The organism is Nocardiopsis sp. NPDC055879, from assembly GCF_053615935.1.
In genome coordinates, this window is record NZ_JBSHCT010000013.1 from 118,301 (window position 1) to 142,050 (window position 23,750).

The following is a 23,750-nucleotide window of genomic DNA, read 5'->3' on the forward strand; positions in this document are numbered from 1 at the left end:
GGCCGGGCGTCGGCGGAACCTCGGCTGACGCGGCACTAGACCGCGGTCTCTTCGTGCACGAACGCGGTGAGGCGCTCCAGCATGGTCGGGTCGGTGGTCGGCAGCACGCCGTGACCCAGGTTGAAGATGTGGCCCTCGGCGGCGCGTCCGCGAGAGAGGATGTCGCGCGTACGGTCGGCGACGACCTCCCAGGGGGCGAACAAGGTCGCCGGGTCCAGGTTGCCCTGCAGGGCGATGCCCGGCTGGACCCGCTGGGCGGCCTTGTCCAGCGGCACCCGCCAGTCGACGCCCACCACGTCGGCGCCGGCCTCACCGAGCAGGCCGAGGAGTTCGCCGGTGCCCACACCGAAGTGGATGCGCGGCACCTCGTACTCGCTGAGCTGACCGAAGATCCAGGAGGTGTAGGGCAGCACCGAGGCCCGATAGTCCTCGGCGCTCAGCGCGCCGACCCAGGAGTCGAACAGCTGGACCGCGGAGGCCCCCGCCTCGATCTGTGTGCGCAGGAAGCCGAGCGAGATGGCGGCCAGACGGCGCATGAGCTCGTCCCACAGCTCCGGCTCGCCGTACATGAGCGCCTTGGTGTGCTCGTGGTTCTTGGAGGGCCCACCCTCGATCAGGTAGGAGGCGAGCGTGAACGGCGCGCCCGCGAACCCGATGAGCGGTTTGTCGCCGAGCTCGCCGACGATCTGGCCGACCGCTTCGGTGATGAAGTGGACGTCGTCGGGCTCGATGTCGCGCAGCCGCTTGATGTCGCCGGCGCCACGGATCGGGTCCTGGACCACGGGGCCGACCCCGGGCTTGATGTCGAGGTCGATACCGATGGCCTTGAGCGGGACGACGATGTCGCTGAAGAAGATCGCGGCGTCGACGTCGTAGCGGCGTACGGGCTGCATGGTGATCTCGGTGACCATGTCGGGGCGCGTACACGCCTCCAGCATCGGCACGTCGGCGCGGACCTGGAGGTACTCGGGCAGGGAGCGCCCGGCCTGGCGCATGTACCACACCGGGGTGTGGCTCACGGGAAGGCGCCGGCAGGCACGGATGAATGGAGAGTCTTGAGGCGTCACACCTTGATCGTGCCATGCCCTTCGCGAAGGTCCCACTCGGATCACCGGGTGCGAGCGGACACGGGTCGGCCCCGGCCGGCGGGGACGTGACCGGGAAGCGGGTCGAACCCGAGGGGGATTCGGTCGCGAACCTGCGCGGTTGACGGTTTCGCGGTCCCAAGATCATCACAAAACCCCGACACGCCGGGGGATCTGCGACCCGCCACCGGTGACTCGTGCCACCGTCGACCAGTGCCCACCATCACACCATCGGCGGGACACGTCCCGACGACCCCCGCCAGGACGTGATCACCACAATATGAAGGCTGACGTTTCCACCATGCCCGATGTCGGTAGCGCCGAGAACGCACAAGACACGTTCCGGCGAGCGGTCGAGGCCCTGCGGTCCCCTCTGCTGCGCCCCGAGATCGCCGTCCGGGAGATCCCCCCGCCCCAACGGTTGGCGCCGCACTCCGCCGCCGTCTCGGCCGAGGTCACCGTCCAGGACGAGGAGATCGCCTGGGGACGACTGATCGTCCTGTACGACCCCGAGAACACCCGTGACTGGCCCGGGCCCTTCCGGGTCGTGTGCCAGGCCAACTCGGAACTGGAGTCGGAGATCGCCACCGATCCCCTGCTAGGCCCGGTGGCCTGGAGTTGGCTCACCGACGCCCTGGAGGTCAACGAGGCCACCCATCACACGTTGAGCGGGACGGTCACCCGGGCCACCACGGAGGGTTTCGGCACCAAGGCGCACGAGGGCGCGAACACCGAGGTCGAGATGCGTGCCTCATGGACGCCGGAGTCGGACGATCTGGCGCCGCACGTGAACGCGTGGTTGGCCCTGCTGGCCTCGGCCTCCGGCCTACCGCCCCTGGACGTCACCGACATCGCCCGCCAACGCTCACGCCCCTGACGAGCTCTTCGGAAGATGCCCCGGGCGCCGTTCCACGGTCGCCACGGGGCGGCCCATATCCGCGTTCGGTGGCCACAGCGCATACCGTAGTGGTGTGGCGAACGCGTTGAACTCCAAGACAGAATCCCGCGAAACCGACAACGACGAATCGGAGAGGGCGCCTCTGCTACGGGAACCACGCGAGGGCCTTCCCGAGGTCACGGCGGATCCCGACGCCCTCGCGGGTGTGGTCGCGGCACTCGGCGCCGGCTCCGGCCCCGTCGCGGTGGACGCCGAGCGCGCCTCCGGCTACCGGTACGGCCAGCGCGCCTATCTGGTCCAATTGCGCCGTGAGGGTTCCGGTTCGGCCCTGATCGATCCGATCGCCTGCCCCGACCTGAGCGAGGTCAACGACGCGATGGGCGGGGCCGAAGTGGTGCTGCACGCGGCGCACCAGGACCTGCCCTGCCTGACCGAGGTGAACCTGCGCCCCTCCCGGTTGTTCGACACCGAACTGGCCGGGCGGTTGCTCGGCTACCAGCGGGTCGGTCTGGGCTTCATGGTGGAACGACTGTTGGACCTGCGGCTGGCCAAGGAACACTCCGCGGTGGACTGGTCGCAACGGCCACTGCCCGAGGACTGGCTGCGCTACGCGGCGCTGGACGTGGAGATCCTCATCGAGCTTCGGGACAACCTGGAGCGAGAGCTGGAGGAGAGCGGGAAGCTGGGGTGGGCTCAGGAGGAGTTCGCCTCGGTCCTGGCCGCACCTCCCAAGGAGCCGCGCACCGACCCCTGGCGGCGCACCTCCGGCATCCACAAGGTCCGCAACCAGCGTTCCCTGGCCGCGGTGCGCGAGCTCTGGTACGAGCGCGACCGCATCGCCCAGGAGCGCGACACCTCCCCCGGTCGGGTGCTGCCCGACGCGGCGATCGTGGAGGCGGCCACGGCCATGCCGCGCACCGTCCCGGAACTGACCAGGATCCGCCAGTTCGGCATCAAGCTGGCCAAGCGCTACCTGAACACCTGGATCAAGGCGATCAACCGGACCCGGGACATGGCCCAGACCGACCTTCCTCGCCCCAACGCCCCCGGCGACGGACCGCCCCCGGTGAACCGATGGGCCGACCGCGCGCCCGAGGCCGCCCGGCGGCTCGACGCGGCCCGTTCCACGGTGACGAGGATCGCTGAGGAGGTCGTGATGCCCACGGAGAACCTTCTGTTGCCGGACAGCGTCAGAAGGTTGGCGTGGGCACCCCCCAAGGCCGTGGACCCGGATTCGGTGGGTGAGTTCCTGCGCTCGCGCGGGGCCCGTGGCTGGCAGGTCGGGCTGACCTCGGAGGCCCTGGCCGACGCTCTACGCGAGGCGGACAAGGCGTAGCAATTACCCCATTGCGCCGCATCGAACCCTAACGTGATGGAAGTCACCACCCCTCAGGGGCGGTTCATGCCTGTTCCGTAGCCCGGTGTCCGATTAAGTTATAGAAGCGTGCCCCTGATCGTCAGGGGATCGTGATCTATTCGTTGGGTGTGTATCGGACCGTGGACCCACAAGGCCCCGGTTCGTGATCAGGGAAATGTGGTGAGTCCGCTTGTCGTTCTGGCGTGTGTTGCTGCACAGGGCCGGCTTGACGCGTTCTGCCGAGGTCGAGTCGACCCAGGCCGTCCAGCCCACCTCCACGGACCGCACGGAGCATCCCGAGGAACATGCGACGGCCTCCGAGGCCAGTGCGACCACGGTGCCGGAACAGGTTTCGCTGTCGGCCCCCGAGGAGCCCGCCAAGGCCCTGGCCACCGCGGTGCCCGAGCGGGCCGAAGGGTCGGCCGGCTCCGAGACGGGAACGACCTCCGTGAAGACGACCGCCACGGAGCGGATCGACACTTCCACGAGGGCGACCTCGGTGAAGGGCTCGGGCTCCGGCGCGATCGTGCCCACCGCCGGCAAGCGCGCCGTCGTCCTGGAGCGCACCCTTCAGTCCCTGGTGGAGCGACTCGGCACCGAGCACCCCGACACCATCACCGCCCGCAACAACCTCGCGACCAAGTACGCGCAGATGGGTCGGCGCCAGGCCGCCGTGCAGCAGTTCGAGCTGGCGTTGGCCGAAGCCGTCTCGGTCTACGACGAGGAGCACCCCCGCACCGAGATCATCCGGGAGAACCTGGCCTGGGCGTACGAGGACGCGGGGCGTCCGGCCGACGCCGCCGGTCAGTGGGAGACCCTGCTCTGCCAGCGTGAGGGTCAGTTCGGTCCGGCCGACGAGGACACGGTGGAGGCGCGCATGCGTCTGGCCGTGTGCTACCGACGTAGTGGTCGGTTGGACGCCTCGGTGGCCCACTACGAGCGGGCCATCGAGGACGTCGCCTCCACCAAGCGCCGCGAGGAACTGCGTCTGGGTCTGAGCGCCGCGCAGAGCATGTCCGGCCGCTATGAGGAGGCCATCTCCCAGCTGCGCATGGTGCTGGCCGCCCGTAGGCGCCGACTCGGCAAGGGCCACCTGGACACCCTGGCCGTGCACCACCGACTGGGCCGCTCCCACACCCAGGCGGGTCGCCCCGACGAGGCCGTCGAGGTGCTGCGCGAGGCCTACCGGGTGGCGCTCAACTCCTCCGGTGACCCGGAGGTGCGCCGGTTGACGGTGCGTCTGCGCCGCGACCTGGCGGGGGCCTACAACGCGGCGGGGCGCCACCGCGAGGCCGACGCCCTGCTCTGAACACCGAGAACGGCACCGGGCCGGGGACCCTTCGTGGTCCCCGGCCCTCGTCGTCCTCGGTACGACGCATCGGACATGGGCCGCCACGTGCGAAAACCACTCGCGTACCCGGGGCCCGGCCGGCAGTATCCGTTGGTCGGCTCCTCGTCGGCGCCATCTCACCGCGTCGACCACGTCGGGCCCCATCGACCACACCGAACGATCGGAGAGTGCCATGCTCGAACTCAGTGACGCGGAGATCCGCTCCTCGTTCGTCAACTGCCCCAAGGGCGAGACCAAGCGGATGACCTATCCCTCGACCATGCCCCTTCTGGATTGGGAGGACATGGACTTCCTGGGGTGGGTCGACCCCAAGGCGCCGGGCCGCGCCTACCTGGTGATCGACTCCGGCGAGCAACCGATCGGGGTCGCCCTGCGCCTGCCCAACGGCGGCCCCAAGACCGACTTCTTCAAGTCGATGACGTGCTCGTTCTGTGTGACGGTGCACCCCGCCGGTGGCGTGCGCCTGTTCAGCGCCCCCAAACCCGGCAAGGCCGGCCGACAGGGCGACACCGTGGGCCTGTACGTGTGCTCCGACCTGGCCTGCCCGCTGTACGCGCGGGGCAAGCGGGAATCCTCGTTGATCCAGCCGGCGGAGACGATCGGTCGGGAGGAACGGATCCAGCGCCTGCGCCTCAACATCGATCGCTTCGTGACCCGATTCCTCGACGGCCGGGGCTGAGTTCAGGCGGGCTCGCCCACCCTCGGCGGATCGTCTGATCGTGGCGACCGAATCGGCCACGATCACCGAAGGTCGGGTTCCTTCCATACTTCCGACATGACCGGCCCCGCCGCTCGCACTATTTGTTACTGGCGAGTAGCATGACCTCAACAGTCCACCCATCGCTTGAAGAAGGAGGGGCCATCGTGCCGCGAACCGCCCGCGAAGTCGTGTTCGTCGACGGGGTCCGCACCCCGTTCGGCAAGTCAGGCAAGGGCCTCTACGCCGAGACGCGCGCCGACGACCTCATCGTCCGCGTGATCCGCGAACTGATGCGCCGCAACCCGGGCCTGCCCCCGGAGCGCGTCGACGAGGTCGCCATCGCCGCCACCACCCAGATCGGCGACCAGGGTCTGACCCTCGGGCGCACCGCCGCGATCCTGGCCGGGTTGCCCAAGAGCGTCCCCGGTTACTCCATCGACCGCATGTGCGCCGGCGCGCTCACCGCCGCGACCACCGCCGGCGCGGGCATCTCCTTCGGTGCCTACGACGTCGTGATCGCCGGCGGCGTCGAGCACATGGGCCGGCACCCCATGGGCGAGGGTGTCGACCCCAACCCCCGGATCATCTCCGAGAAGCTCGTCGACCCGTCCGCGCTGGTCATGGGCAACACCGCCGAGAACCTGCACGACCGGTACCCGACCATCACCAAGGAGCGCGCCGACTCCTACGCGGTGCGCAGCCAGGAGAAGGTCGCCAAGGCCTACGCCGACGGCAAGATCCAGCCCGACCTGGTCGAGACCCTGGTCCGTTCCGCGGAGCAGGGCTTCGGTCTGGCCACGCAGGACGAGCCGCCGCGCCCCGGCACCACCATGGAAACGCTGGCCACCCTGAAGACCCCGTTCCGCGCGCACGGCAACGTGACGCCCGGTAACGCCGCCGGTCTCAACGACGGCGCCACCGGCACCCTGCTGATGGCCGAGGAGGTCGCCGAGGAGCTGGGCCTGGACGCCAAGATGCGTCTGGTCGACTTCTCCTTCACCGGTGTCGAGCCCGAGGTCATGGGTGTGGGCCCCGTCCCGGCCACCGAGAAGCTTTTCGCCCGCCAGGGCATCTCGATCGACGACATCGGTCTGATCGAGATCAACGAGGCCTTCGCCGTCCAGGTGCTGGCCTTCCTCGAACACTTCGGTATCGCCGACGACGACGCCCGCGTCAACCCGTGGGGCGGCGCCATCGCCGTCGGTCACCCGCTGGCCTCTTCCGGCGGCCGTCTGATGATGCAGCTCGCGCGCCAGTTCGCCGAGCGCCCCGACGTCCGCTACGGCATCACCACCATGTGCGTGGGCCTGGGCATGGGCGGAACCATCCTTTGGGAGAACACCAACTACGAGGGGGGCAAGTGAGCACCGCGATCGAACAAGCCCGCCCGTCGCCCACCACCACCCTCAAAGGAGAACGCGATGCGTTCCAGTGATATCTCCGAACTGTTCAAGGACGAGGTCGTCACCAAGGCGCTCTCCCGTGACATCGAGCTCCCCTACGGGGCCGGCAAGGCCGTCCTGATCACCCTGGACAACGGGCACGACCACACCAAGCCGAACACCTTCGGCCCCGGTGGTCTGCTCAGCCTGGACGCCGCGATCGAGGCCGCCAAGGCGCGCACCGACATCGTCGCGGTCGCCGTCACCGGCAAGCCGTTCATCTTCGCGGTCGGCGCCGACCTCACCGGCGTTCCCGCCATCCAGACCCTCGATCAGGCCAAGGCCATCGGCAAGCTCGGGCACGACGTGTTCCGCAAGCTCGGCGAGCTGGACGTACCGACCTTCGCGCTGATCAACGGCGCGGCCATGGGCGGCGGCGTCGAGGTGGGTCTGCACTGCACCTACCGCACCATCTCCTCCGGCGTACCGGCCTTCTCCCTGCCCGAGACCTTCCTCGGCCTCGTCCCGGGTTGGGGCGGCACCTACCTGCTGCCCAACCTGATCGGCGCCGAGAAGGCCCTCAAGATCATCATCGACAACCCGCTCGCCCAGAACAAGGTCATCAAGGGCAAGCAGGTCTTCGAGATGGGCATCGCCGACGCCATCTTCGAGCCGGCCGACTTCGTCGAGGAGTCCCTGCGCTGGGCCGCCCAGGTCCTCAAGGGCGACGTCCAGGTGGAGCGCCCCGAGGTCGACAAGGGTGAGGCCTGGGACAACGCGGTCAACATGAGCCGCTTCGTGGTCGAGGGCAAGCTGCACGGCGCCGCACCGGCCCCGGCCCGCGCCGTCGAGCTGGTCGCCGCCGCCAAGACCGCCACCCGTGACGAGGGCTTCGCGGCCGAGGATGAGGCGCTCGCCGAACTCATCATGAGCCCCGAGCTCAAGGCCGGCCTCTACGCCTTCGATCTGGTCCAAAAGCGCGCCAAGCGTCCCGCCGGCGCCCCGGACAAGTCGCTGGCCCGCAAGGTCACCAAGGTCGGTGTCGTCGGCGCCGGTCTGATGGCCGGTCAGCTGGCCCTGCTGTTCGCGCGTCGTTTGGACGTTCCGGTCGTCATGACCGACCTGGACCAGGGTCGCCTGGACAAGGGCGTGGCCTACGTCCACGGCGAGGTCGACAAGCTCCTGAAGAAGGGGCGCGTCAACCAGGACAAGGCCAACCACCTCAAGGCCCTGGTCACCGGCTCGCTGACCAAGGACGCCTTCTCCGACGCCGACTTCGTCATCGAGGCCGTCTTCGAGAAGATGGAGATCAAGAAGCAGGTCTTCGCCGAGGTGGAGGCCGTGGTCTCCCCCGAGGCGATCCTGGCCACCAACACCTCCTCCCTCTCGATCACCGAGATGGCGTCGGAGCTCAAGCACCCCGAGCGGGTCGTGGGCTTCCACTTCTTCAACCCGGTCGCCGTCCTCCCGCTGCTGGAGATCGTCCGCGGCGAGAAGACCGACGACGCCTCCCTGGCGACGGCCTTCGCCGTCTCCAAGAAGCTGAAGAAGACGTCGGTGCTGTGCAAGGACGCCCCGGCGTTCGTCGTCAACCGCCTGCTCACCCTGTTCATGGGTGAGGTCCTGGCCGCCGTGGGCGAGGGCACCGAGCCCGAGGTCGCCGACCGCGCGGTCGCGCCGCTGGGTCTGCCGATGTCGCCGCTGATGCTGCTGCAGCTGGTCGGCCCGGCCGTCGGTCTGCACGTCGCGGAGACCCTGAACGAGGCGTTCCCCGAGCGCTTCGCGGTCTCCCCGCAACTGGAGGCCGTGGTCGAGGCCGGCAAGTCGGAGATCTTCGCCCCGGACTTCACCATCGACCCCGAGGTGAAGGAGCTCCTCAAGGGCGGCGACAGCCCGTCCGAGGAGCAGGAGATCCTGGACCGGGCCCTGCGCGCCCTGGCCAAGGAGATCCGGATCATGCTGGACGAGGGCGTGGTGGCCGAGGCCGCCGACATCGACCTGTGCCTGATCACGGGCGCCGGTTGGCCCTTCCACACCGGTGGTATCACCCCGTACCTGGACAAGGTCGGCGTGTCCACCGAGGTGAACGGCAAGCCCTTCCACGAGGGTGCCCCGCAGGCCGTCTGAGGTCTCACCCGTAGTGCCCGAACGGGCCCGGTCTCCAACGGAGGCCGGGCCCGTTTCATGTCTTCCATGGCATTACCCGGAAACCATTCTCAAATCGCATTCCGGCGATCACCGACCCGAAGCAGATCGAAGCCTGGGCCGACAAGGTCTTCAACACCACCATCACCCGCGTCGACGAGCTCCTCGCCGAGTGAAGTCGGGTCGGGCCGATGGTCGAATTCGGCGACCATCGGCCCGATCTCCGCGAGAACTCACACGCCCACGCGCGACCGTTCGGGGTCGACTCCGATCGGAGTCGATTCCTCCTCCTCGCCGCCCTCGGAGATGCCGACGCGGTCGTGCAGCCAACGCAGCGGGCGCGGCAGCCACCAGTTCCAGCCGCCGAGCAGGCGCATGGTGGCGGGCGCCATGATCGCCCGCACCAGGGTGGCGTCCACCAGGACCGCGATCGCCAGGCCCACCCCGATGATCTTCAGGAAGAGCAGTCCGGAGGTGCCCATCGCCAGCAACACCACGCCCAGCAACAGCGCGGCGCTGGTGATGATGCGCCCGGTGCGTTGCAGGCCCAGCGCCACCGACCGGATGTTGTCGCCACTGCGCAGATACTCCTCCCGGACCCGGCTGAGCAGGAACAGCTCGTAGTCCATCGCCAGACCGAAGGCCACGATGGTGACCAGCACCAGGTAGGTGGGGTCGATGGTGCCGACCGCGTCGAAGCCCAGCAGGGCCGAGAAGTGCCCCTCTTGGAAGCCCCAGATCACCACGCCGAGTGACGCGCTCAGGGACAGCGCGCCCATGAGCACCGCCTTGATCGGCAGCACGAGCGACCCGAAGGCCAAGAAGAGCAGGACCATCGTGGACACGATGATGAAGGCGATGGTGGTGGGCGCGTTGTCGACGATGGCGTCGAGGTTATCCAGCTGCATGGCGGCCACACCGCCCACGAGGGCCTCCTCGGCGCCTACGGGGGCCGCTTCGGCGCGTACGTCCTCCACGAGTTCTTGGACCTCGGTCGAGTCGGTGGCCCCTTGGTAGCCCACCTCGACGTGGGCGATGCCGTCACCGGTGCGTGCCACGGTGACCAGCGCGGCGCCGGGCAGGGCCTCCAGGCGTTCGACGTACTCGTCGAGGTCCTTCTCGGTGGGGTCTCCCGTCACGGCCACGTGCAGACGGCCGATCCGACCGGCGGGAAAGTCCTCCCCCACCGTCTCGGTCGCGATCCGGGAGTCGGCATCGGCCGGCAGGTAACGCTGGTCGGTGGTGCCCAGGTCGGTCGAGGCCAGCCCGGAGCCGAAGGCCACCAGGACGCAGGCGACCGCGACCAGTGAAACGGCGGGGCCCCGCATGACGGTACGGGCCAGGCGGGCCCAGGTGCCGGCGTTCTCGTCGAGGGTCCCGGCGACGGTGCGGCGCGGCAGTGGCAGCTTCATTCGGTCGATCCGGTGGCCCACCACGGACAGTAGGGCGGGCAGGAAGACGAGCGCGGCGACGAGGTCGAAGGCGACGACGGCGATGCCGCCCCAACCGATGGACTGCAGGATGGGTTGGGGGAAGAAGAGCAACCCGGCGAAGGCGATGCCGACGGTGACGCCGGAGAAGGCGACGGTGCGTCCCGCGGTGTCCACGGTCCGGCCGACCGCCTCACGTACGTCGCGGCCCTTGTTCAGTTCCTCGCGGAAGCGGCTGACCATGAACAGCCCGTAGTCGATCGCCAACCCCAGCCCGAGGAGGGTGGCCACGTTGATGGCGAAGACGGAGACCTCGGTGACGTGGGTGAGGGCCCGTAGCACGGTGAGGGAACCGAGGATGGCCAGACCTCCGACGGCGAGGGGCATCAGGCCCGCGACGAGGCCGCCGAAGATCAGGACCAGCAGGAGCAACAGCACGGGCAGGGTGAACATCTCGGCGCGGACGATGTCGCTCTCGGCGGTCTCGGAGAGTTCGTGTTCGACCGCGATGGGGCCACCGAGGTGGGTTTCGAGGGGACCCGCCTCCAACACGGCGGCCGCCTCCTCGTACTGGTCGAGTCGTTCCTGGTGGCTCTGGCCGGTGAGGGTGACCGGTATGTACGTGGCGTGCATGTCCTCGGACACGAGCATGCCGCGTTCGATGTCGGTGAGTTCCTCGTCGAGGTAGACGTCGTGGTCGGCGACGACGTCCTCGGGCAGATCGTCGGAGACGCGCTGTACCGCCTGGGCGAAGGTGGGGTTGTCGACCTTGATCTCGTCACTGCGGAACACCGCGATGATGTCGATGTCGGCGTGGCCCAGTTCGTCCTCGATGAGGTCCATGGCCCGGGAGGACTCGGCTCCGGGGTCCTCGAAACCGCTCTCGCTGACGTCCTGGAAGACCCCGAGTCCCCAGAACACGGAGAGCACCGCGAACAGGCCGGTCACGGCGATGACCCACCATCTCCCGCGGTGGGCTCCGAGCCCCAGTCGGCCGAAGAACCCCGTTTTCGTCGACATTCCCGCTCCTTCGCGCGAACACGAATCATGTCCGTTAACGCCGTTTGCTAACGGCGTTCACTCAAGCGTGCACCAGTTACGATGTCAACGTCGTCGACCGAACAGAGCGGTGCCGCGGAATCGGCGCCGAGACGGGGTGGACCACTGAACATGACGAAACCGCCGGTCACGAGCGAGCCGCGATCCGAGGCCGTACTCAGTCGCCGCGATCGTGTGCGAGAAGCCACACTCACGGAGATCAAGTCGATCGCGCGCAGACATCTCGTGGAGCACGGTGTCGCCGGGGTCTCCCTGCGCGCGATCGCCCGCGAGATGGGCATGACCGCGCCGGGACTGTACCGCTATGTGCCGGGCATCGACGCGCTACTGGTGGCGATCACCGCAGACTTGTTCGACGAGTTGGCCGACACCGTCGCCGCCGCCGACACCTCGGTCCCGGCCGAGGACACCGAACTGCGCCTGCACGTCGCGCTACGGGCGCTGCGAACCTGGGCCATCACCCATCCCGCCGAGTTCTCCGTGATGTTCGGGCCGAGCAGGCGACTCGAATTGGACGCCGACCTCACCCCGGCCCTGGAGACCGGCAGGCGCTTCGCGTCCACCTTCTTCGCCCTGTGCGATCGCCTGATCAAGGAGAAGGACATCCCGCTACCCGCGGACGAGGAGATCGGACCCGAACTCACCGCCGAGCTGAGTTCCTTCGTCGACACCGTGGGTCTGTCCGCGCACGCCATGCCTACGGGAGCGGCCCTGATGCTCACCCGGTGCTGGATCCGCATCTACGGGGTGGTGTGCATGGAGGTGTTCCAGCACCTGGGATTCGCCGTAAACGACATGGAACCTTTCTTCGAGTCCGAGCTTCAGAACCTGATGACCGGCCTCGGTGTCCGGTATCTCCCCATCGAGCGCCTGGGGAAGCCCGTCACGGACACCCCCGGTTGACCCATACTGGGGGCATGGGGCAGTTGTCCGTTTCATGGGTACAAAACGGACATGCCCTTTCCCTGGCGGCGCGATGACGAGGATGGCCCCGTGGACAACCGAACCGGAGACGAGGCTCCCGGGGACCTCCCCCGGACCGACCGGCACGGCACCCACCCCGGAGACACCCCGGGAGCGGAGCCGCCGTCCCACACGCCCCGAGAGGCCGCCCCGGCCCCACAGACGCCCGACGGCACGCACGCCCCGGGCACCACACGGGTTCCCGGCACCACCCCGTCACCGGAGGCTCCGCGGGGGCCGGACACCATGGGACCGCCCCGGGCACCACAAGGGCCCGAGGTGACGCGTACGCGTCACGCCCCGGGTGAACCTCGGGTACCCGGCGCCACCCATGCCACAGGCGTCCCAGGGACTCCCGGGGGAAGCCCCGCGACGAACGCTCCGGGCGACGCGCGGCCACGGGGTGCGCCCGGGGGTCCCCCGCAGGGGATGTGGGCGGCGCGAGGACCCCACGTTCCGGTCCCGCAGGGCCCCCGGCCCCCTTGGCCGCCACAGGCGTTCCCCGGGGCGCACCCTCGATCGGGATGGGCGCCCCCGCAGGGTCCACCGTGGCATCCCTATTGGGGGCCGCCACGGACGTGGTATCCACCGCCTCGACGGGCGGACCGGGGCAAGGGCATGCTCATCGCGGCCTTCGCCGCCGCGTCGATGGCCCTGGTCGCCCTCATCGCCGGCGTGGTGGTCGTGGTCAACACACCACAGCAGCAGTCCTCCCCCGGTGGCGCCGACCTCTCCGCCTTCCGGGACCAGGAGCTGCTCGCCCGGCCGGCGCCCGCGGAGATCGACCTGGTCGACCACCCGCTGTACGACATGAGCACGCCACCGCCGATCGACTGCGACCTGCCCGACCTGGACGTGGACTCCGACGACTCCTGGGAGGGCTTCTCCCGGGAGGCCGGTGACTGCCTGGACGAGCTGTGGGCACCGGTGATGGACGAACTTCGGCTCGCCCCCCACCTGCCCGACGTCACCGTCACCGACCAGGGCCTGGACAGCGACACGGAGGAGGCCTTCACCCTGGCCTACTACGAGAGCGACGTCGCCACCATCACCGTGGTCCTGCCCAACGTGCGCGAGGTGTCCCAGGTCATCCCCGCGGACGAACGCGAGGTCGTGTGGCTGGCCCTGATGGGCCACGAGTACGCCCACCACGTCCAGAACTCCACCGGTATCCTGCGTATCTCCCACGACCTGCGCCGGAGCGCGGGCAGCGAGGACGACGAACTCGACACGCTGCGCCGTACCGAGCTCCAGGCCGAGTGCATGGCCGGGATCGCGCTGCGCGGGATCGTCGACCCCCGGGGCGACGCCCTCGACGTGGTCAACCGGCACTTCAACGACGGCGGCGACCTGGACACCCACGGCAGTGCCACCAGCCGCGCCCAGTGGTTGGAGGCGGGTTGGGACGGCGGCACCGTGGCCGGTTGCAACACCTACGGCGCCGAGGCGGACCAGGTCGGCTGAGGCTCACCCGCGGCCCAACGCCTTGCGGTAGGCCTCCCATCCGCCGAGTTTGACCCGTGCGCCCCGGTCGAGCTCGGTGGCGAGCCCCTCCTCGGCCTCGTCGATGCGCAGCCAACCCTCGTAGTCGCCGACGGTCAGTCCCCGTTCGGCCAGGACGTCGACCAGCCCCACCGGTTCGGGCACCCCGGCGCGCAGAACGTCGGCGTCGGCCAACAGGGAACGCACGGTCGCGGCGGCGTCGGACTTGTTGGTGCCGATCACCCCGGTGGCGCCGCGCTTGATCCATCCGGCGACGTAGTCACCCCGCACGACGCCACCGCCGTTCAGCACCCGCCCCTCCTCCTGGGGCACGGTGCGTCCGCGCTCGTCGAAGGGCACACCGGTCAAGGGCACACCGGCGTAGCCGACCGAACGCAGCACCATTCCCACGTCCAACGTCGAACCCACCCCGGTGTCCACCAACCGTTCCCGTTCGTCCAGGCGGGTGCGCTCCACGCGCAGCCCCTCCACCCCCTCCGCGCCCACGATCCGCTCGGGGCGGGTCCAGAAGTGGAACTCGATGCGCCGTGGGCGTCCCCGCGGCGCACGCTCCGCCTGTTCGCGCAGCAGCTTGAGGTTGGTGCGGGAGGCTTTGGCGACCTCACGGAACCCGGGCCGGTCGGTGCCCACGTCGGCGAGGTCGATGTCGACCTGTTCGGGACGCACGAGCACGTCCACGCCGGGCAGCCTCATCAGATCGCGCAGCTCGGGCGCGGTGAACCTGGCCTGGAGGGGCCCGCGCCGGGCGAGCACGTGCACTGTGCGCACGCGGCTTCGAGAGAGGACGTCCAGGGCGGGTTGGGGGATGTCGGTGTGGCGTAGCTCCTCGGCGGTCTTGGCCAGGATGCGGGCCACGTCCAGGGCGACGTTGCCGGCCCCGACCACGGCGACCTCCTCGGCGTCCAGGACGAACCGTTCGAGCTCGCTGTCGGGGTGGCCGCAGTACCAGTTGACGAAGTCGGTGGCGGCCACGCTGCCGGGCAGGTCCTCGCCGGGGATCCCCATGCGCCGGTCGACAGCGGCTCCAGTGGCGTACACGACGGCGTGGTGGGTGCGGGACAGGTCCGCGCGGGTCAGGTCGGAACCGAACTCGACCCCACCGACGAAGGTGACGTCGGGGTGCTCCAGGACCCGCCGCAGTGTCCTGGCCACGCCCTTGATCTTGGTGTGGTCGGGGGCCACACCGTGGCGGACCAGCCCGTAGGGGGTGTACAGCCGGTCGAGGACGTCCACGCGGACGGGTACCCGACGCTGGCGGGTGAGCGCGTCGGCGGTGTAGATGCCCGCGGGGCCGGAGCCGATCACGGCCACCCTGAGCGGGGCGGCCTCCTCCGGTTCGGGCGATTCGAGGTTCTGCTCGGGTTCGGAAGAGGTCATGGTCCCATTCTGGCAGCACCGGAGCTTCCGTCCGGTGCTGCCAGAGCCCGAGGTCAGGCGGTTTCGTCGGCCAGTTCGCGGGCGGCCCCGGCCCCCTCGCCGCGACGGGAGACCGTCTCGGTGAGTTTGCGGGACAGTTCCTGCGGGGTCAGGCCCTGCTGCTGGAGGATCCGGTCGCGCTTGGCGTGGTCCAGGAACTCCTGCTCGATGCCGAAGGTGCGCACGGGCACGTCCACCTCGTGGTCGCGCAGCAGGCGGGCCACGGCGTCGCCCACGGCACCGGTGCGGCCGTTGTCCTCCACGACGGCGACGACGGAGTGCGCGGCGGCCTCGGCCACCAGGGCCTCGTCCAGAGGCTTGACCCAGAGCGGGTCGACGACGGTGACGCCGATGCCCTGGTCGGCCATGCGGTCGGCGACCTCACAGGCGACCTGGGCCATGGTGCCCACGCCCACGATGAGCAGGTCCTTGGTGTGACCGCTATCGGTGGCGCGGCGCAGCAGGTCCATGGAACCGACCTTGCCGATCTCGGGCAGTTCCTCGGCGACGGCGCCCTTGGGGTAGCGCACGACGGTGGGCGCGTCCTCCACGGCCACGGCCTCGCGCAGCAGGGTGCGCAGACGGGTGGCGTCGCGCGGAGCGGCCAGACGCAGCCCGGGCACGACCTGGAGGATCGACATGTCCCACATGCCGTTGTGGCTGGCGCCGTCATTGCCGGTGACGCCGGCGCGGTCCAGGCAGAAGGTGACGCCCTGGCGGTGCAGGGCGGCGTCCATCAGGACCTGGTCGAAGCAGCGGTTGAGGAAGGTCGCGTAGACGGCGACCACCGGGTGCAGCCCGTTCATCGCCATGCCGGTGGCGGCGGTGGCGGCGTGCTGTTCGGCGATGCCGACGTCGAAGACGCGGTCGGGGTAGGCGTCGGCGAACTTGTTGAGGCCGGTGGGGTGGAGCATCGCGGCGGTGATGCCGACGATGTCCTCACGTTCGGCGCCCAGTTCGACCATGGTCTCGGCGAAGACACCGGTCCACTTCTCCACCTTGGGTCCGGGTTTGGACTTGCCGGTGTCGATGTCGAAGGGCCCGGGGGCGTGGAACTGGTCCTCGACGTGGTTCTCGGCCGGGGCGTATCCCTTGCCCTTCTGGGTGAGGACGTGGACGATCACCGGTCCGCCGAAGTCGCGGGCGCGGCGCAGCGCCTTCTCCAGGGCCTGTTCGTCGTGACCGTCGATGGGGCCGAGGTACTTCAGACCCAGGTCCTCGAACATCATCTGTGGCTGGATGGTGTCCTTGAGGCCCTTCTTGAGACCGTGGAGGGCCTCGTAGATGGGCTGGCCGACCACCGGAGTGCGGTTGAGGGTGCTCTTGGCGAGGTCGAGGGCCTGCTCGTAGCCGGGGGTCATGCGCAGCGAGGCCAGGTGGTCGGCGATACCGCCCGTGGTGGGCGAGTAGGAGCGGCCGTTGTCGTTGACGACGATGACCAGGCGGCGGTTCTTCTTCTCCGCGATGTTGTTGAGGGCCTCCCAGGACATTCCGCCGGTGAGCGCGCCGTCACCGATGACGGCGACGACGGTCCGGTCGGTGCGGCCCCGGACCTCGTTGGCCTTGGCCATGCCGTCGGCGTAGGACAGGGAGGTGGAGGCGTGGGAGTTCTCGATGAAGTCGTGCTCGGACTCGGCCCGGGACGGGTAGCCCGACAGTCCGCCCTCGGACTTGAGGTCGCTGAAGTCGTGCCGGCCGGTGAGGACCTTGTGCGCGTAGGCCTGGTGGCCGGTGTCGAAGAGGATCGGGTCATCGGGTGATTCGAAAACCCTGTGCAGTGCGATGCTCAACTCGACGACGCCCAGGCTGGGGCCCAGGTGTCCGCCGGTCTCGGCGCACGACCGGATCAGGAACTCCCGGATCTCCCGGGCCAGCACAGGGAGCTGATCGGCCGAAAGCCTCTTGAGCGCTTCCGGATTCTGTATCGACTCGAACAGTGTCACTGTCTCGTCAGTCCCCTCGTCCCGCGTGTCCGCTTACGTTTGCCAGAAGCGTCCCCTGACTTGGGACGGCCTTGGCTACCGGCAGGTATACATACCCGAGTTTATGGGCCATCGTCCATGGGTTCCGCCCGGAACCCCCGAAGTCAGGGATCCGACGCCACCCGTGGCAAACACGATGGCGTCCTTTCGTGACGCGTCACGATGGGCTCCGCCCTCACACCGGTTGCGGCGTAGATTACTCGGTTTCGCCACCACCTTCGCCCCGGGACGCCGGAGCGGGGGCGCCGAGATCGGGGCCACGCGTGCCGAGGCTATCCGAGCGCGGCCTGCACGAGAAGGCCCACGGCGGAGATGGACACCACTATGAGTAGGACGGTGCGCGTCCGGGCCGGGTTCACCCGGCGGCGCAGCCGGTTCCCGATGAGGAACCCGAGGGCGATGAAGGGGATCACGGACAAGCCGACGACCGTGGTCCGGGCGTCGATCTGCCCGCCCACCGCCAGGGCTCCCAGGGAGAACAGTCCGCCGAACAGGAAGAACACGGCCAGGGTGGCGCGGACCCTCTCCGGCGGTTCGTTCTGGTAGACCAACGCCATCGGTGGGCCGCCCACGGAGGTGGTGGTGCTGGAGAAGCCCGAGAGCGTTCCCGCGACCACCAACGAGAGCGGGGTGACACGGACCTTGAAGGAACGCACGGTCAGCGCGACGGCCACCAGGACCATCACCCCGACGAACGCGGCCAGGGCCCGGGGTTCGAGCAGGGCCACGACCCATACGGCCACCAGGGTGCCCGGAACACGGGCCGGGAGCCCCCACGCCATGCCGCGCCAGTCCACCTGACGCCACTCCTGGAGGAGGGTGAGCACCGGAAGGACGCTCGCGCTGATCAGGAGGGCCCCCGGCATGAGCGTGGGGTCGAGGAAGGAGATGACGGGGGCGGCGACCAGGCCGAGACCGAGTCCGACCATGCTCTGGACGGCGGCCCCGACCATGACCGCGGCCGCCGCCAGGAGGAGGAAGACCCACGCGTCGACCTGGCCGAACAGTGCGTGGGTGGTGGGTGTGAGGAGTTCATCGAGCATTAGGAGGCGAAGCTATATCTCCCCTCACCCGATCGGGATCACGTGGTAGGAAGATGGGACGAAAGATCGGTGCCGCGCCGGACCCCGTCCACGTACTCCAGCGCCCGTTCGGGGTGCAGGAACCAGTCGATGAGCCCGGTGGGGTCACTGAAGGAGTTGGCGAACCGGTCGGCCGTGGGTTGGTGCCGCTCGGCCAAACGGTACAGCTCCCACACGTGGGGCGGCCCGGACAACATCACCCGACTCCAGGCGGTGACCTGGCGGGCGCTGTGCCAGTAGGTGCCGAAGGCCCCGCGCATGAACGCCTCGTCGAAGGGGCGGCCTCCGTGGTCGACGATGGCGCGCCGGTACACGTCGGCGCACAGCGACGCCATGTTGGCCCCCTGGGCGGTGATGGGATCGTTGGCGACCACGGAGTCGGCCATGCCCCACACGAGCGCCCCGCCCGGCGTTCGGGCGACGGGGTCGCGGACCACCGGAGCGTAGCCGCCGTACAGGGCGGCCATGGGGTCGGCCAGGTGAGCACGGGAGAAGCGTTCGTACTCCCAGGGCGCGTAACGGCGCAGCACGTCCAGCAGGCCGGCGAGCACGTCGTCTCCGGTGGCGCCCTCGGCCAGGGGGCGATCGAGTGGTCCACCGGGCACCGCCTCCACCATCACCGCGTGACAGGGGCCGTTCAGCGACAGGGTGGGCAGGGTGAAGGCCTCACCAGCGCCGGGGACCACGGTGCGCGAGAGGACTCCCCCGCCCGGGTGTTCCTCGCCCCCGCTCACGTAGGCCAGCGCCAGCCGCCGCTGGGGTCCCTTGAAGTGGAAGCGTCGTGTGTCGCGGGGAAAGATCTCGGCGAGCTCGCCCCGACCCGCGGCGACCACCACGAGGTCGTACTCGGCGCCGAGCGCCTCCAGCTCCTCCCGGCTCACGCGGTGGCGCAGGAACCGGCCGCCGCCCTGGACGAACAGTTCCAGCCAGGATGCGAGTTTGATCCGCTGATCGACCGATCGGGCGGGTTCGTCCAAGCGTCCGACCCAGTCCACCTCCGGGACGGGACCGCCCCGCCGCTCCGCCACCCGCACTCCGACACCGGTCACCTCGGGCGCCTCGTCGTCCCAGAAGGCGAGTCCGTGGCGGCGTTCACGGCGCAGCGCCGGCCCGAAGAGACACTGTGTGGACATCACACGACCCGCCCTGATCTGGTCGGGGCTCCGGGGGTCCACCAGGGTCACGTCGTAGTCCTCCGAGAGCAGGCCGATGGCCAACTGGAGCCCGGACTGTCCGGCACCGACGACGAGGATCTTGCGCATCTTTCTCCTTCACACCCGCGCGCCGGAGAGGTCACGGGGCAGGGTGGTCTCCAAGCCCGGGTCTCGGGCACGACCGGGCGGGGCACGTCGTCATGGTGGGCGACGTCCCCGCAACGGCAGGTGGCTTCACCGATGGAAGCTAGCAGCGCTCGCGTCGGCCACCACGGCGCCCCAGGGCATGGGACCTTCTCCCCTATCGCGGTGGGACCAATGGATCCCCCGGGCGGGCCATGGCGGGCATGTGGCCGCGGAACCGCTCATCCGGCACGCGCCTCCGCATCGCCACAGGTCAGAGCGACCACAGGGGTTCATCCGGTGTTCACCACGAAGTTCGGCGCCCCGAACTCGGTGTCGGGCACGACGGCCGCCGCGCGCGTTGAACGCCCCGATCCCCCTCGCCCGGGAAAGGGACGCAGTTCACACCGCCCCCCTTCCCGACCACCCCTTCCGCCGGCGGACACGACGAAGGCCCGGGCCGGTGGGAGTGTGGCCGGCCCGGGCCTGGAAGGACGGTCCGGGGTGAACCGGTCCTTCTCATCCTCCGGGAGAGGTCTTGCGGGCGACGCGAGAGCGTCGCCCCGAGGTGGTCCCTCAGCCGCCGCCCCGGGCGTGGGTCTTGCGCCCACGGCGGGAGACGGCGTCGAGGATGACCGCGATCAGCAACACCGCGGCGGTGATCATGAACCGCACGGAGGTGTCCATCTGCAACAAGAGCAGGCCCGAGGTGATCGCGCCGAGGACCAGGCCGCCCAGCAGCGCCGAGTAGGCGTTGCCACGGCCACCGAAGAGGCTGGTGCCACCGATGACGGCCGCGGCGATGGCCATCATGAGCTCCGCGCCACCACCGGTGGAAACGCTCGCCGCGAAGTTACGGGAGACGAGCATGATGCCTCCGATGGCCGCGAGCGTCGAGGCGATGCCGAACACCGTGATCCGGATGAAGTCGACCCTGATGCCGGCGCGCCGGGCCGCCTCGGAGTTACCGCCCACGGCGTAGACCATGCGCCCGTAACGGGTCTTGCGCAGGACCAGGTCGAGGACGACCACGAAGCCCACGAAGATCAGGAAGGCCAGCGGCACACCCTTGTACTGGTTGAGGATCCACACGCCGCCCACGAGCGGCACGGCCAGCAGGGCGGCGCGGAAGAGCACCTCTGCGAGCGGCTTGTAGGGCAGGCCCGCCTGCCCACGACGACGCTCGGCCGCCAGAACGGACACCAGGTAGGCGAGCAGGGCCACGATGACCAGGAACCAACCCACGACCGGAACGAAGTAGGTCTGGGTCAGCATCGCGATGGGACCGGTGGCGCTGGTGTTGATGCTGCCGTCGCTGCCCATGAGGTTCAGGTGCAGCCCCTGCCAGCCCAACAGGCCGGCGAGGGTGACGACGAAGGCGGGAACGCCCATCTTCGCGAAGACGAAACCGTGGAGCAGACCGACCAGCAGGCCGATGCCCACGGCCACTCCGATCGCGACCCACTCCGAGACACCGTGGCGGACCGCCAGGACCGCCAGGACACCGGCGGACAGACCCGCGACCGAACCGATCGACAGGTCGATCTCGCCCAGCAACAGCACCATGATCACACCGGTGGTCATGAGACCCACCGCGGCGATCTGGACGGTCAGGTTCGACAGGTTCTGCGGCGACAGGAACCGGTCGTTCATCGACTGGAAGACGATGCCGATCAGGATGAGGCCGACGACGACCGGGACGGGCCCGAGCTCGCCTCCTTTGAGACTGCGCTTGACCGCGTCCCACCACCCGCGGGGCGAGGCCACCGTGGCCAGCAGGCGAGGGTCGCGTCGGGCCGCGGTGTTCTCCTCGCTCACCTCGACGCCTTCCGTTTCATGAGTCTGCTGGCTCATTCCTTGTCCTTCGTGGCCGTGGCCGATGAGCCGGTGCGGGTGGAACGGCGGGACACCGGATTGTCTGAGGCGCCCGTGATGGCGGCCACGATCTCCTCGTAGGAGGTGTCCGCGATGGGGAAGTCCCCGGCGTTGCGCCCCAGGCGCAGGACCACCGCGCGGTCGGCGACAGCGCGGACGTCGGCCATGTTGTGGCTGATCAGGACCACGCCCAGGCCCTGGTCGCGCAACCGCTCGATGAGGTCGAGCACCTGCGCGGTCTGGGCCACGCCCAGGGCGGCGGTCGGTTCGTCCAACATGACCACGCGGGGCTGCCCCAGCAGGGAGCGGGCGATGGCGATGATCTGTCGCTGACCACCGGACAGGGCCGCGACGGGGACCCGCAGGCTCGGGATGCTCACCGACAGGGAGTCGAGGAGCTCCACCGCGCGGCGCTCCATCTCGACCTCGTCGAGGGTGCCGGGGAAGTGCAGTCGCTCGTTGCCCAGGAACAGGTTCCCGACGATGTCGAGGTTGTCGCACAGGGCGAGGTCCTGGTAAATGGTGGCGATGCCCAGGCGCTGGGCGTCGGCCGGGGTTCCGATGCCGACCGGCGCACCGTCCCAGGAGATGACGCCGCCGCTGTCCGCGGGGTGCGCGCCCGCGATGACCTTGACCAATGTGGACTTGCCCGCGCCGTTGTCGCCGAGCAGGGCGACGACCTCTCCGGCGTCGACTTGGAAGTCGACCTCGCTGAGGGCGCGTACGGCCCCGAAGGTCTTGGAGATCCCGGACAGTTCCAGGATGGGTGTGCTCATGCTTTTTCGTCTCTTCTCTCGTCCCGGCGGGGAGGTCGCGCCTCCCCGCCGGGGCGTCCCCCGAGGGACCGGCCCCGACGGCACGGGCCGGGGCCGGCCCGGGTTACCCGGTCCTTAGAGGGCTTCCTGGCAGAAATCGGTGTCCTCGTAGTCGGAGGTGCAGATCTCCTCGATGCTGTAGAAGCCATCGGAGACGACCGTGTCGCCGATGTTCTCCTCAGTGACCGCGACGGGCTCCAGCAAGACCGACGGGACCATCTCGCCGTCGGCGTCCTCGACGTCGGTGACCACGTGCTCGCCCGATTCGAGCTCCTCGCCGGTGGCCAGGGAGACGGCCATGGCGGCGGCGAGCTCGGCCTCGGGCCGGATGGCCTTGTAGACGGTCATGTACTGCTCACCGGAGATGATGCGCTGGATGCCGTGCAGTTCGGCGTCCTGACCGGTGACCGGGGGCAGGTCCTCCACCGAGACTCCGGCGCTGCGCAGCGCGGAGACGATGCCCGCGGCCATGCCGTCGTTGGCGGAGTACACGCCCACGATCTCGTCCAGTCCCAGGGAGGTGATGGCGCCCTCCATCTGGCTGTTGGCCTCGTCCGGCGACCAGTCGGGGGTGTCGAACTCCTGACCGATCTCGACCTGGCCCTCGAAGATCTCGTGGGCGCCGGCCTTGAAGTCGCCCGCGTTGGGGTCGCTGGGCGAGCCGTTGATCATGACGATGGAACCGTCGCCGGCGGTGCCCTCCTCCTCCAGGGCGCCGATCAGCGCCTCGGCCTGGACCTGGCCGACCCGGACGTTGTCGAAGGAGACGTACATGTCGGCGCCGCCCTGGGCCAGACGGTCGTAGGCCACGACCGGCACGCCCTGGGACTGGGCCTCGTTGACGGTGCCCGCGGCGGCCTCGGAGTCGACGGCGCCGAGGACGAGCACGTCGACACCGTCGGTCAGCATCGCCTGGGCCTGCGTCTGCTGCTCGTCGACGTCCTGGTCGGCGTTGGCGTAGGAGAACTCGCAGTTGGGGCAGAGCTCTCCGAGCGCTTCCTCGAAGTAGGGCCGGTCGAAGGCCTCGTATCGGGCGGTCTGCAGCTCGGGCAGGAGGAGTCCGACGTGGAAGCCCTCCTCCAAGGTCTGCTCCTCCACCTCGGTCTCGGAACCATCGGTGGTGAGCGAACCGCAGGCCGAGGTGAGCAGGGCCAGGGCTGCGCCGGCCGCGGTCAGCCATAGGGCGACCGCGCGTCGGGGGTGGAGGCGTTGTGTGTTCACGACGCGTTACCTCTCAAGGATGCCTGTACGGGGTGGGAACTCGCGAGTGCTGGTGTGAAGTAGAACCCCGCGTAGGCCTTGCCGTCAACTAGTGAACACATAACCGATACGTCACGGACATTAGGTTCACCACATGAAGGCAATATATGGGCAGGTCAATGCCGCTTTGAGGGTATGTGATCATCTGTTAACGCCGATCAGGAACCCGA

Annotated in this window: 18 protein-coding genes; 8 read left to right on the forward strand and 10 right to left on the reverse strand. The window is 69.3% G+C overall.

Features of this window, described 5'->3' with window-relative positions; translation table 11 throughout:
* Positions 1 to 35: 35 nt before the first annotated feature.
* Positions 36 to 1,004 (reverse strand): uroporphyrinogen decarboxylase, encoded by a 969-nt coding sequence (gene hemE / locus ACWGKS_RS17260; protein WP_452456076.1) that lies wholly within the window; start codon positions 1,002 to 1,004, stop codon positions 36 to 38.
* Between the two features lie 382 nt (positions 1,005 to 1,386).
* On the opposite strand from hemE, the gene ACWGKS_RS17265 reads away from it, so the two are divergent.
* The 6 genes from ACWGKS_RS17265 to ACWGKS_RS17290 all read left to right on the forward strand — a co-directional run bounded on the left by ACWGKS_RS17265 (position 1,387) and on the right by ACWGKS_RS17290 (position 8,900).
* On the forward strand, positions 1,387 to 1,962 hold the full coding sequence (locus ACWGKS_RS17265; RefSeq protein WP_358505657.1) for a DUF3000 domain-containing protein: 576 nt from the start codon (positions 1,387 to 1,389) through the stop codon (positions 1,960 to 1,962).
* A 94-nt stretch (positions 1,963 to 2,056) separates the two neighbouring features.
* The gene (locus ACWGKS_RS17270; RefSeq protein ID WP_358505654.1) at positions 2,057 to 3,319 is read left to right on the forward strand and encodes a ribonuclease D; all 1,263 of its coding nucleotides are present in this window, start codon (positions 2,057 to 2,059) and stop codon (positions 3,317 to 3,319) included.
* 211 nt (positions 3,320 to 3,530) lie between these two features.
* Complete coding sequence (locus ACWGKS_RS17275; protein WP_358505652.1) at positions 3,531 to 4,649, forward strand: tetratricopeptide repeat protein; 1,119 nt, start codon at positions 3,531 to 3,533, stop codon at positions 4,647 to 4,649.
* Between the two features lie 214 nt (positions 4,650 to 4,863).
* Positions 4,864 to 5,370: an FBP domain-containing protein gene (locus ACWGKS_RS17280; protein WP_358505649.1), complete on the forward strand. Its 507-nt coding sequence runs from the start codon at positions 4,864 to 4,866 to the stop codon at positions 5,368 to 5,370.
* A gap of 209 nt (positions 5,371 to 5,579) precedes the next feature.
* Positions 5,580 to 6,755, forward strand: coding sequence for a thiolase family protein (locus ACWGKS_RS17285; protein ID WP_452456077.1), 1,176 nt, complete (start codon positions 5,580 to 5,582; stop codon positions 6,753 to 6,755).
* A gap of 57 nt (positions 6,756 to 6,812) precedes the next feature.
* Positions 6,813 to 8,900, forward strand: a complete 2,088-nt coding sequence (locus tag ACWGKS_RS17290; protein WP_358505644.1) for a 3-hydroxyacyl-CoA dehydrogenase NAD-binding domain-containing protein — start codon at positions 6,813 to 6,815, stop codon at positions 8,898 to 8,900.
* Between the two features lie 89 nt (positions 8,901 to 8,989).
* Here the strand turns inward: ACWGKS_RS17290 and ACWGKS_RS17295 are convergent, their stop codons facing one another.
* On the reverse strand, positions 8,990 to 9,130 hold the full coding sequence (locus ACWGKS_RS17295; RefSeq protein ID WP_358505641.1) for a hypothetical protein: 141 nt from the start codon (positions 9,128 to 9,130) through the stop codon (positions 8,990 to 8,992).
* A gap of 21 nt (positions 9,131 to 9,151) precedes the next feature.
* Positions 9,152 to 11,368 carry an MMPL family transporter gene (locus tag ACWGKS_RS17300; RefSeq protein ID WP_358505638.1) on the reverse strand — a complete coding sequence of 739 codons (2,217 nt, stop codon included), beginning with the start codon at positions 11,366 to 11,368 and terminating at the stop codon, positions 9,152 to 9,154.
* Between the two features lie 150 nt (positions 11,369 to 11,518).
* Between ACWGKS_RS17300 and ACWGKS_RS17305 the strand changes: the two genes are divergently transcribed.
* Entirely contained in the window at positions 11,519 to 12,310 is a 792-nt protein-coding gene (locus tag ACWGKS_RS17305; RefSeq protein ID WP_358505635.1) for a TetR/AcrR family transcriptional regulator, read from the forward strand.
* A gap of 678 nt (positions 12,311 to 12,988) precedes the next feature.
* Positions 12,989 to 13,834: a neutral zinc metallopeptidase gene (locus tag ACWGKS_RS17310; protein ID WP_358505632.1), complete on the forward strand. Its 846-nt coding sequence runs from the start codon at positions 12,989 to 12,991 to the stop codon at positions 13,832 to 13,834.
* 3 nt (positions 13,835 to 13,837) lie between these two features.
* On the opposite strand, the gene ACWGKS_RS17315 is transcribed toward ACWGKS_RS17310, so the two are convergent.
* The 7 genes from ACWGKS_RS17315 to ACWGKS_RS17345 form a co-directional block, all read right to left on the reverse strand.
* On the reverse strand, positions 13,838 to 15,250 hold the full coding sequence (locus tag ACWGKS_RS17315) for an FAD-dependent oxidoreductase (protein WP_358505629.1): 1,413 nt from the start codon (positions 15,248 to 15,250) through the stop codon (positions 13,838 to 13,840).
* Between the two features lie 53 nt (positions 15,251 to 15,303).
* Positions 15,304 to 17,232 carry a 1-deoxy-D-xylulose-5-phosphate synthase gene (dxs, locus tag ACWGKS_RS17320; protein WP_358505626.1) on the reverse strand — a complete coding sequence of 643 codons (1,929 nt, stop codon included), beginning with the start codon at positions 17,230 to 17,232 and terminating at the stop codon, positions 15,304 to 15,306.
* A 311-nt stretch (positions 17,233 to 17,543) separates the two neighbouring features.
* The gene (locus ACWGKS_RS17325) at positions 17,544 to 18,314 is read right to left on the reverse strand and encodes a sulfite exporter TauE/SafE family protein (protein WP_358505623.1); all 771 of its coding nucleotides are present in this window, start codon (positions 18,312 to 18,314) and stop codon (positions 17,544 to 17,546) included.
* A gap of 38 nt (positions 18,315 to 18,352) precedes the next feature.
* Positions 18,353 to 19,615, reverse strand: coding sequence for a styrene monooxygenase/indole monooxygenase family protein (locus ACWGKS_RS17330; RefSeq protein ID WP_358505621.1), 1,263 nt, complete (start codon positions 19,613 to 19,615; stop codon positions 18,353 to 18,355).
* A gap of 591 nt (positions 19,616 to 20,206) precedes the next feature.
* Positions 20,207 to 21,484: a sugar ABC transporter permease gene (locus ACWGKS_RS17335; RefSeq protein WP_358505619.1), complete on the reverse strand. Its 1,278-nt coding sequence runs from the start codon at positions 21,482 to 21,484 to the stop codon at positions 20,207 to 20,209.
* Positions 21,481 to 22,281, reverse strand: coding sequence for an ATP-binding cassette domain-containing protein (locus ACWGKS_RS17340; protein WP_358505617.1), 801 nt, complete (start codon positions 22,279 to 22,281; stop codon positions 21,481 to 21,483). Before ACWGKS_RS17340 ends, ACWGKS_RS17335 begins: the two co-directional genes overlap by 4 nt.
* Before the next feature lie 114 nt (positions 22,282 to 22,395).
* Positions 22,396 to 23,541, reverse strand: a complete 1,146-nt coding sequence (locus ACWGKS_RS17345; protein ID WP_358505615.1) for an ABC transporter substrate-binding protein — start codon at positions 23,539 to 23,541, stop codon at positions 22,396 to 22,398.
* Positions 23,542 to 23,750 lie beyond the last annotated feature (209 nt).

Excerpts from the sequence above, each read along its gene's own strand:
- ACWGKS_RS17265 (WP_358505657.1), top strand. The coding sequence starts at position 1,387 with ATGCCCGATGTCGGTAGCGCCGAGAACGCACAAGACACGTTCCGGCGA.
- ACWGKS_RS17280 (WP_358505649.1), top strand. The coding sequence starts at position 4,864 with ATGCTCGAACTCAGTGACGCGGAGATCCGCTCCTCGTTCGTCAACTGC.
- ACWGKS_RS17335 (WP_358505619.1), bottom strand. The coding sequence starts at position 21,484 with ATGAGCCAGCAGACTCATGAAACGGAAGGCGTCGAGGTGAGCGAGGAG.
- ACWGKS_RS17325 (WP_358505623.1), bottom strand. The coding sequence starts at position 18,314 with ATGCTCGATGAACTCCTCACACCCACCACCCACGCACTGTTCGGCCAG.
- ACWGKS_RS17295 (WP_358505641.1), bottom strand. The coding sequence starts at position 9,130 with ATGGTCGCCGAATTCGACCATCGGCCCGACCCGACTTCACTCGGCGAG.
- ACWGKS_RS17300 (WP_358505638.1), bottom strand. The coding sequence starts at position 11,368 with ATGTCGACGAAAACGGGGTTCTTCGGCCGACTGGGGCTCGGAGCCCAC.
- ACWGKS_RS17340 (WP_358505617.1), bottom strand. The coding sequence starts at position 22,281 with ATGAGCACACCCATCCTGGAACTGTCCGGGATCTCCAAGACCTTCGGG.
- ACWGKS_RS17305 (WP_358505635.1), top strand. The coding sequence starts at position 11,519 with ATGACGAAACCGCCGGTCACGAGCGAGCCGCGATCCGAGGCCGTACTC.
- ACWGKS_RS17315 (WP_358505629.1), bottom strand. The coding sequence starts at position 15,250 with ATGACCTCTTCCGAACCCGAGCAGAACCTCGAATCGCCCGAACCGGAG.
- ACWGKS_RS17310 (WP_358505632.1), top strand. The coding sequence starts at position 12,989 with ATGCTCATCGCGGCCTTCGCCGCCGCGTCGATGGCCCTGGTCGCCCTC.
- ACWGKS_RS17330 (WP_358505621.1), bottom strand. The coding sequence starts at position 19,615 with ATGCGCAAGATCCTCGTCGTCGGTGCCGGACAGTCCGGGCTCCAGTTG.
- ACWGKS_RS17290 (WP_358505644.1), top strand. The coding sequence starts at position 6,813 with ATGCGTTCCAGTGATATCTCCGAACTGTTCAAGGACGAGGTCGTCACC.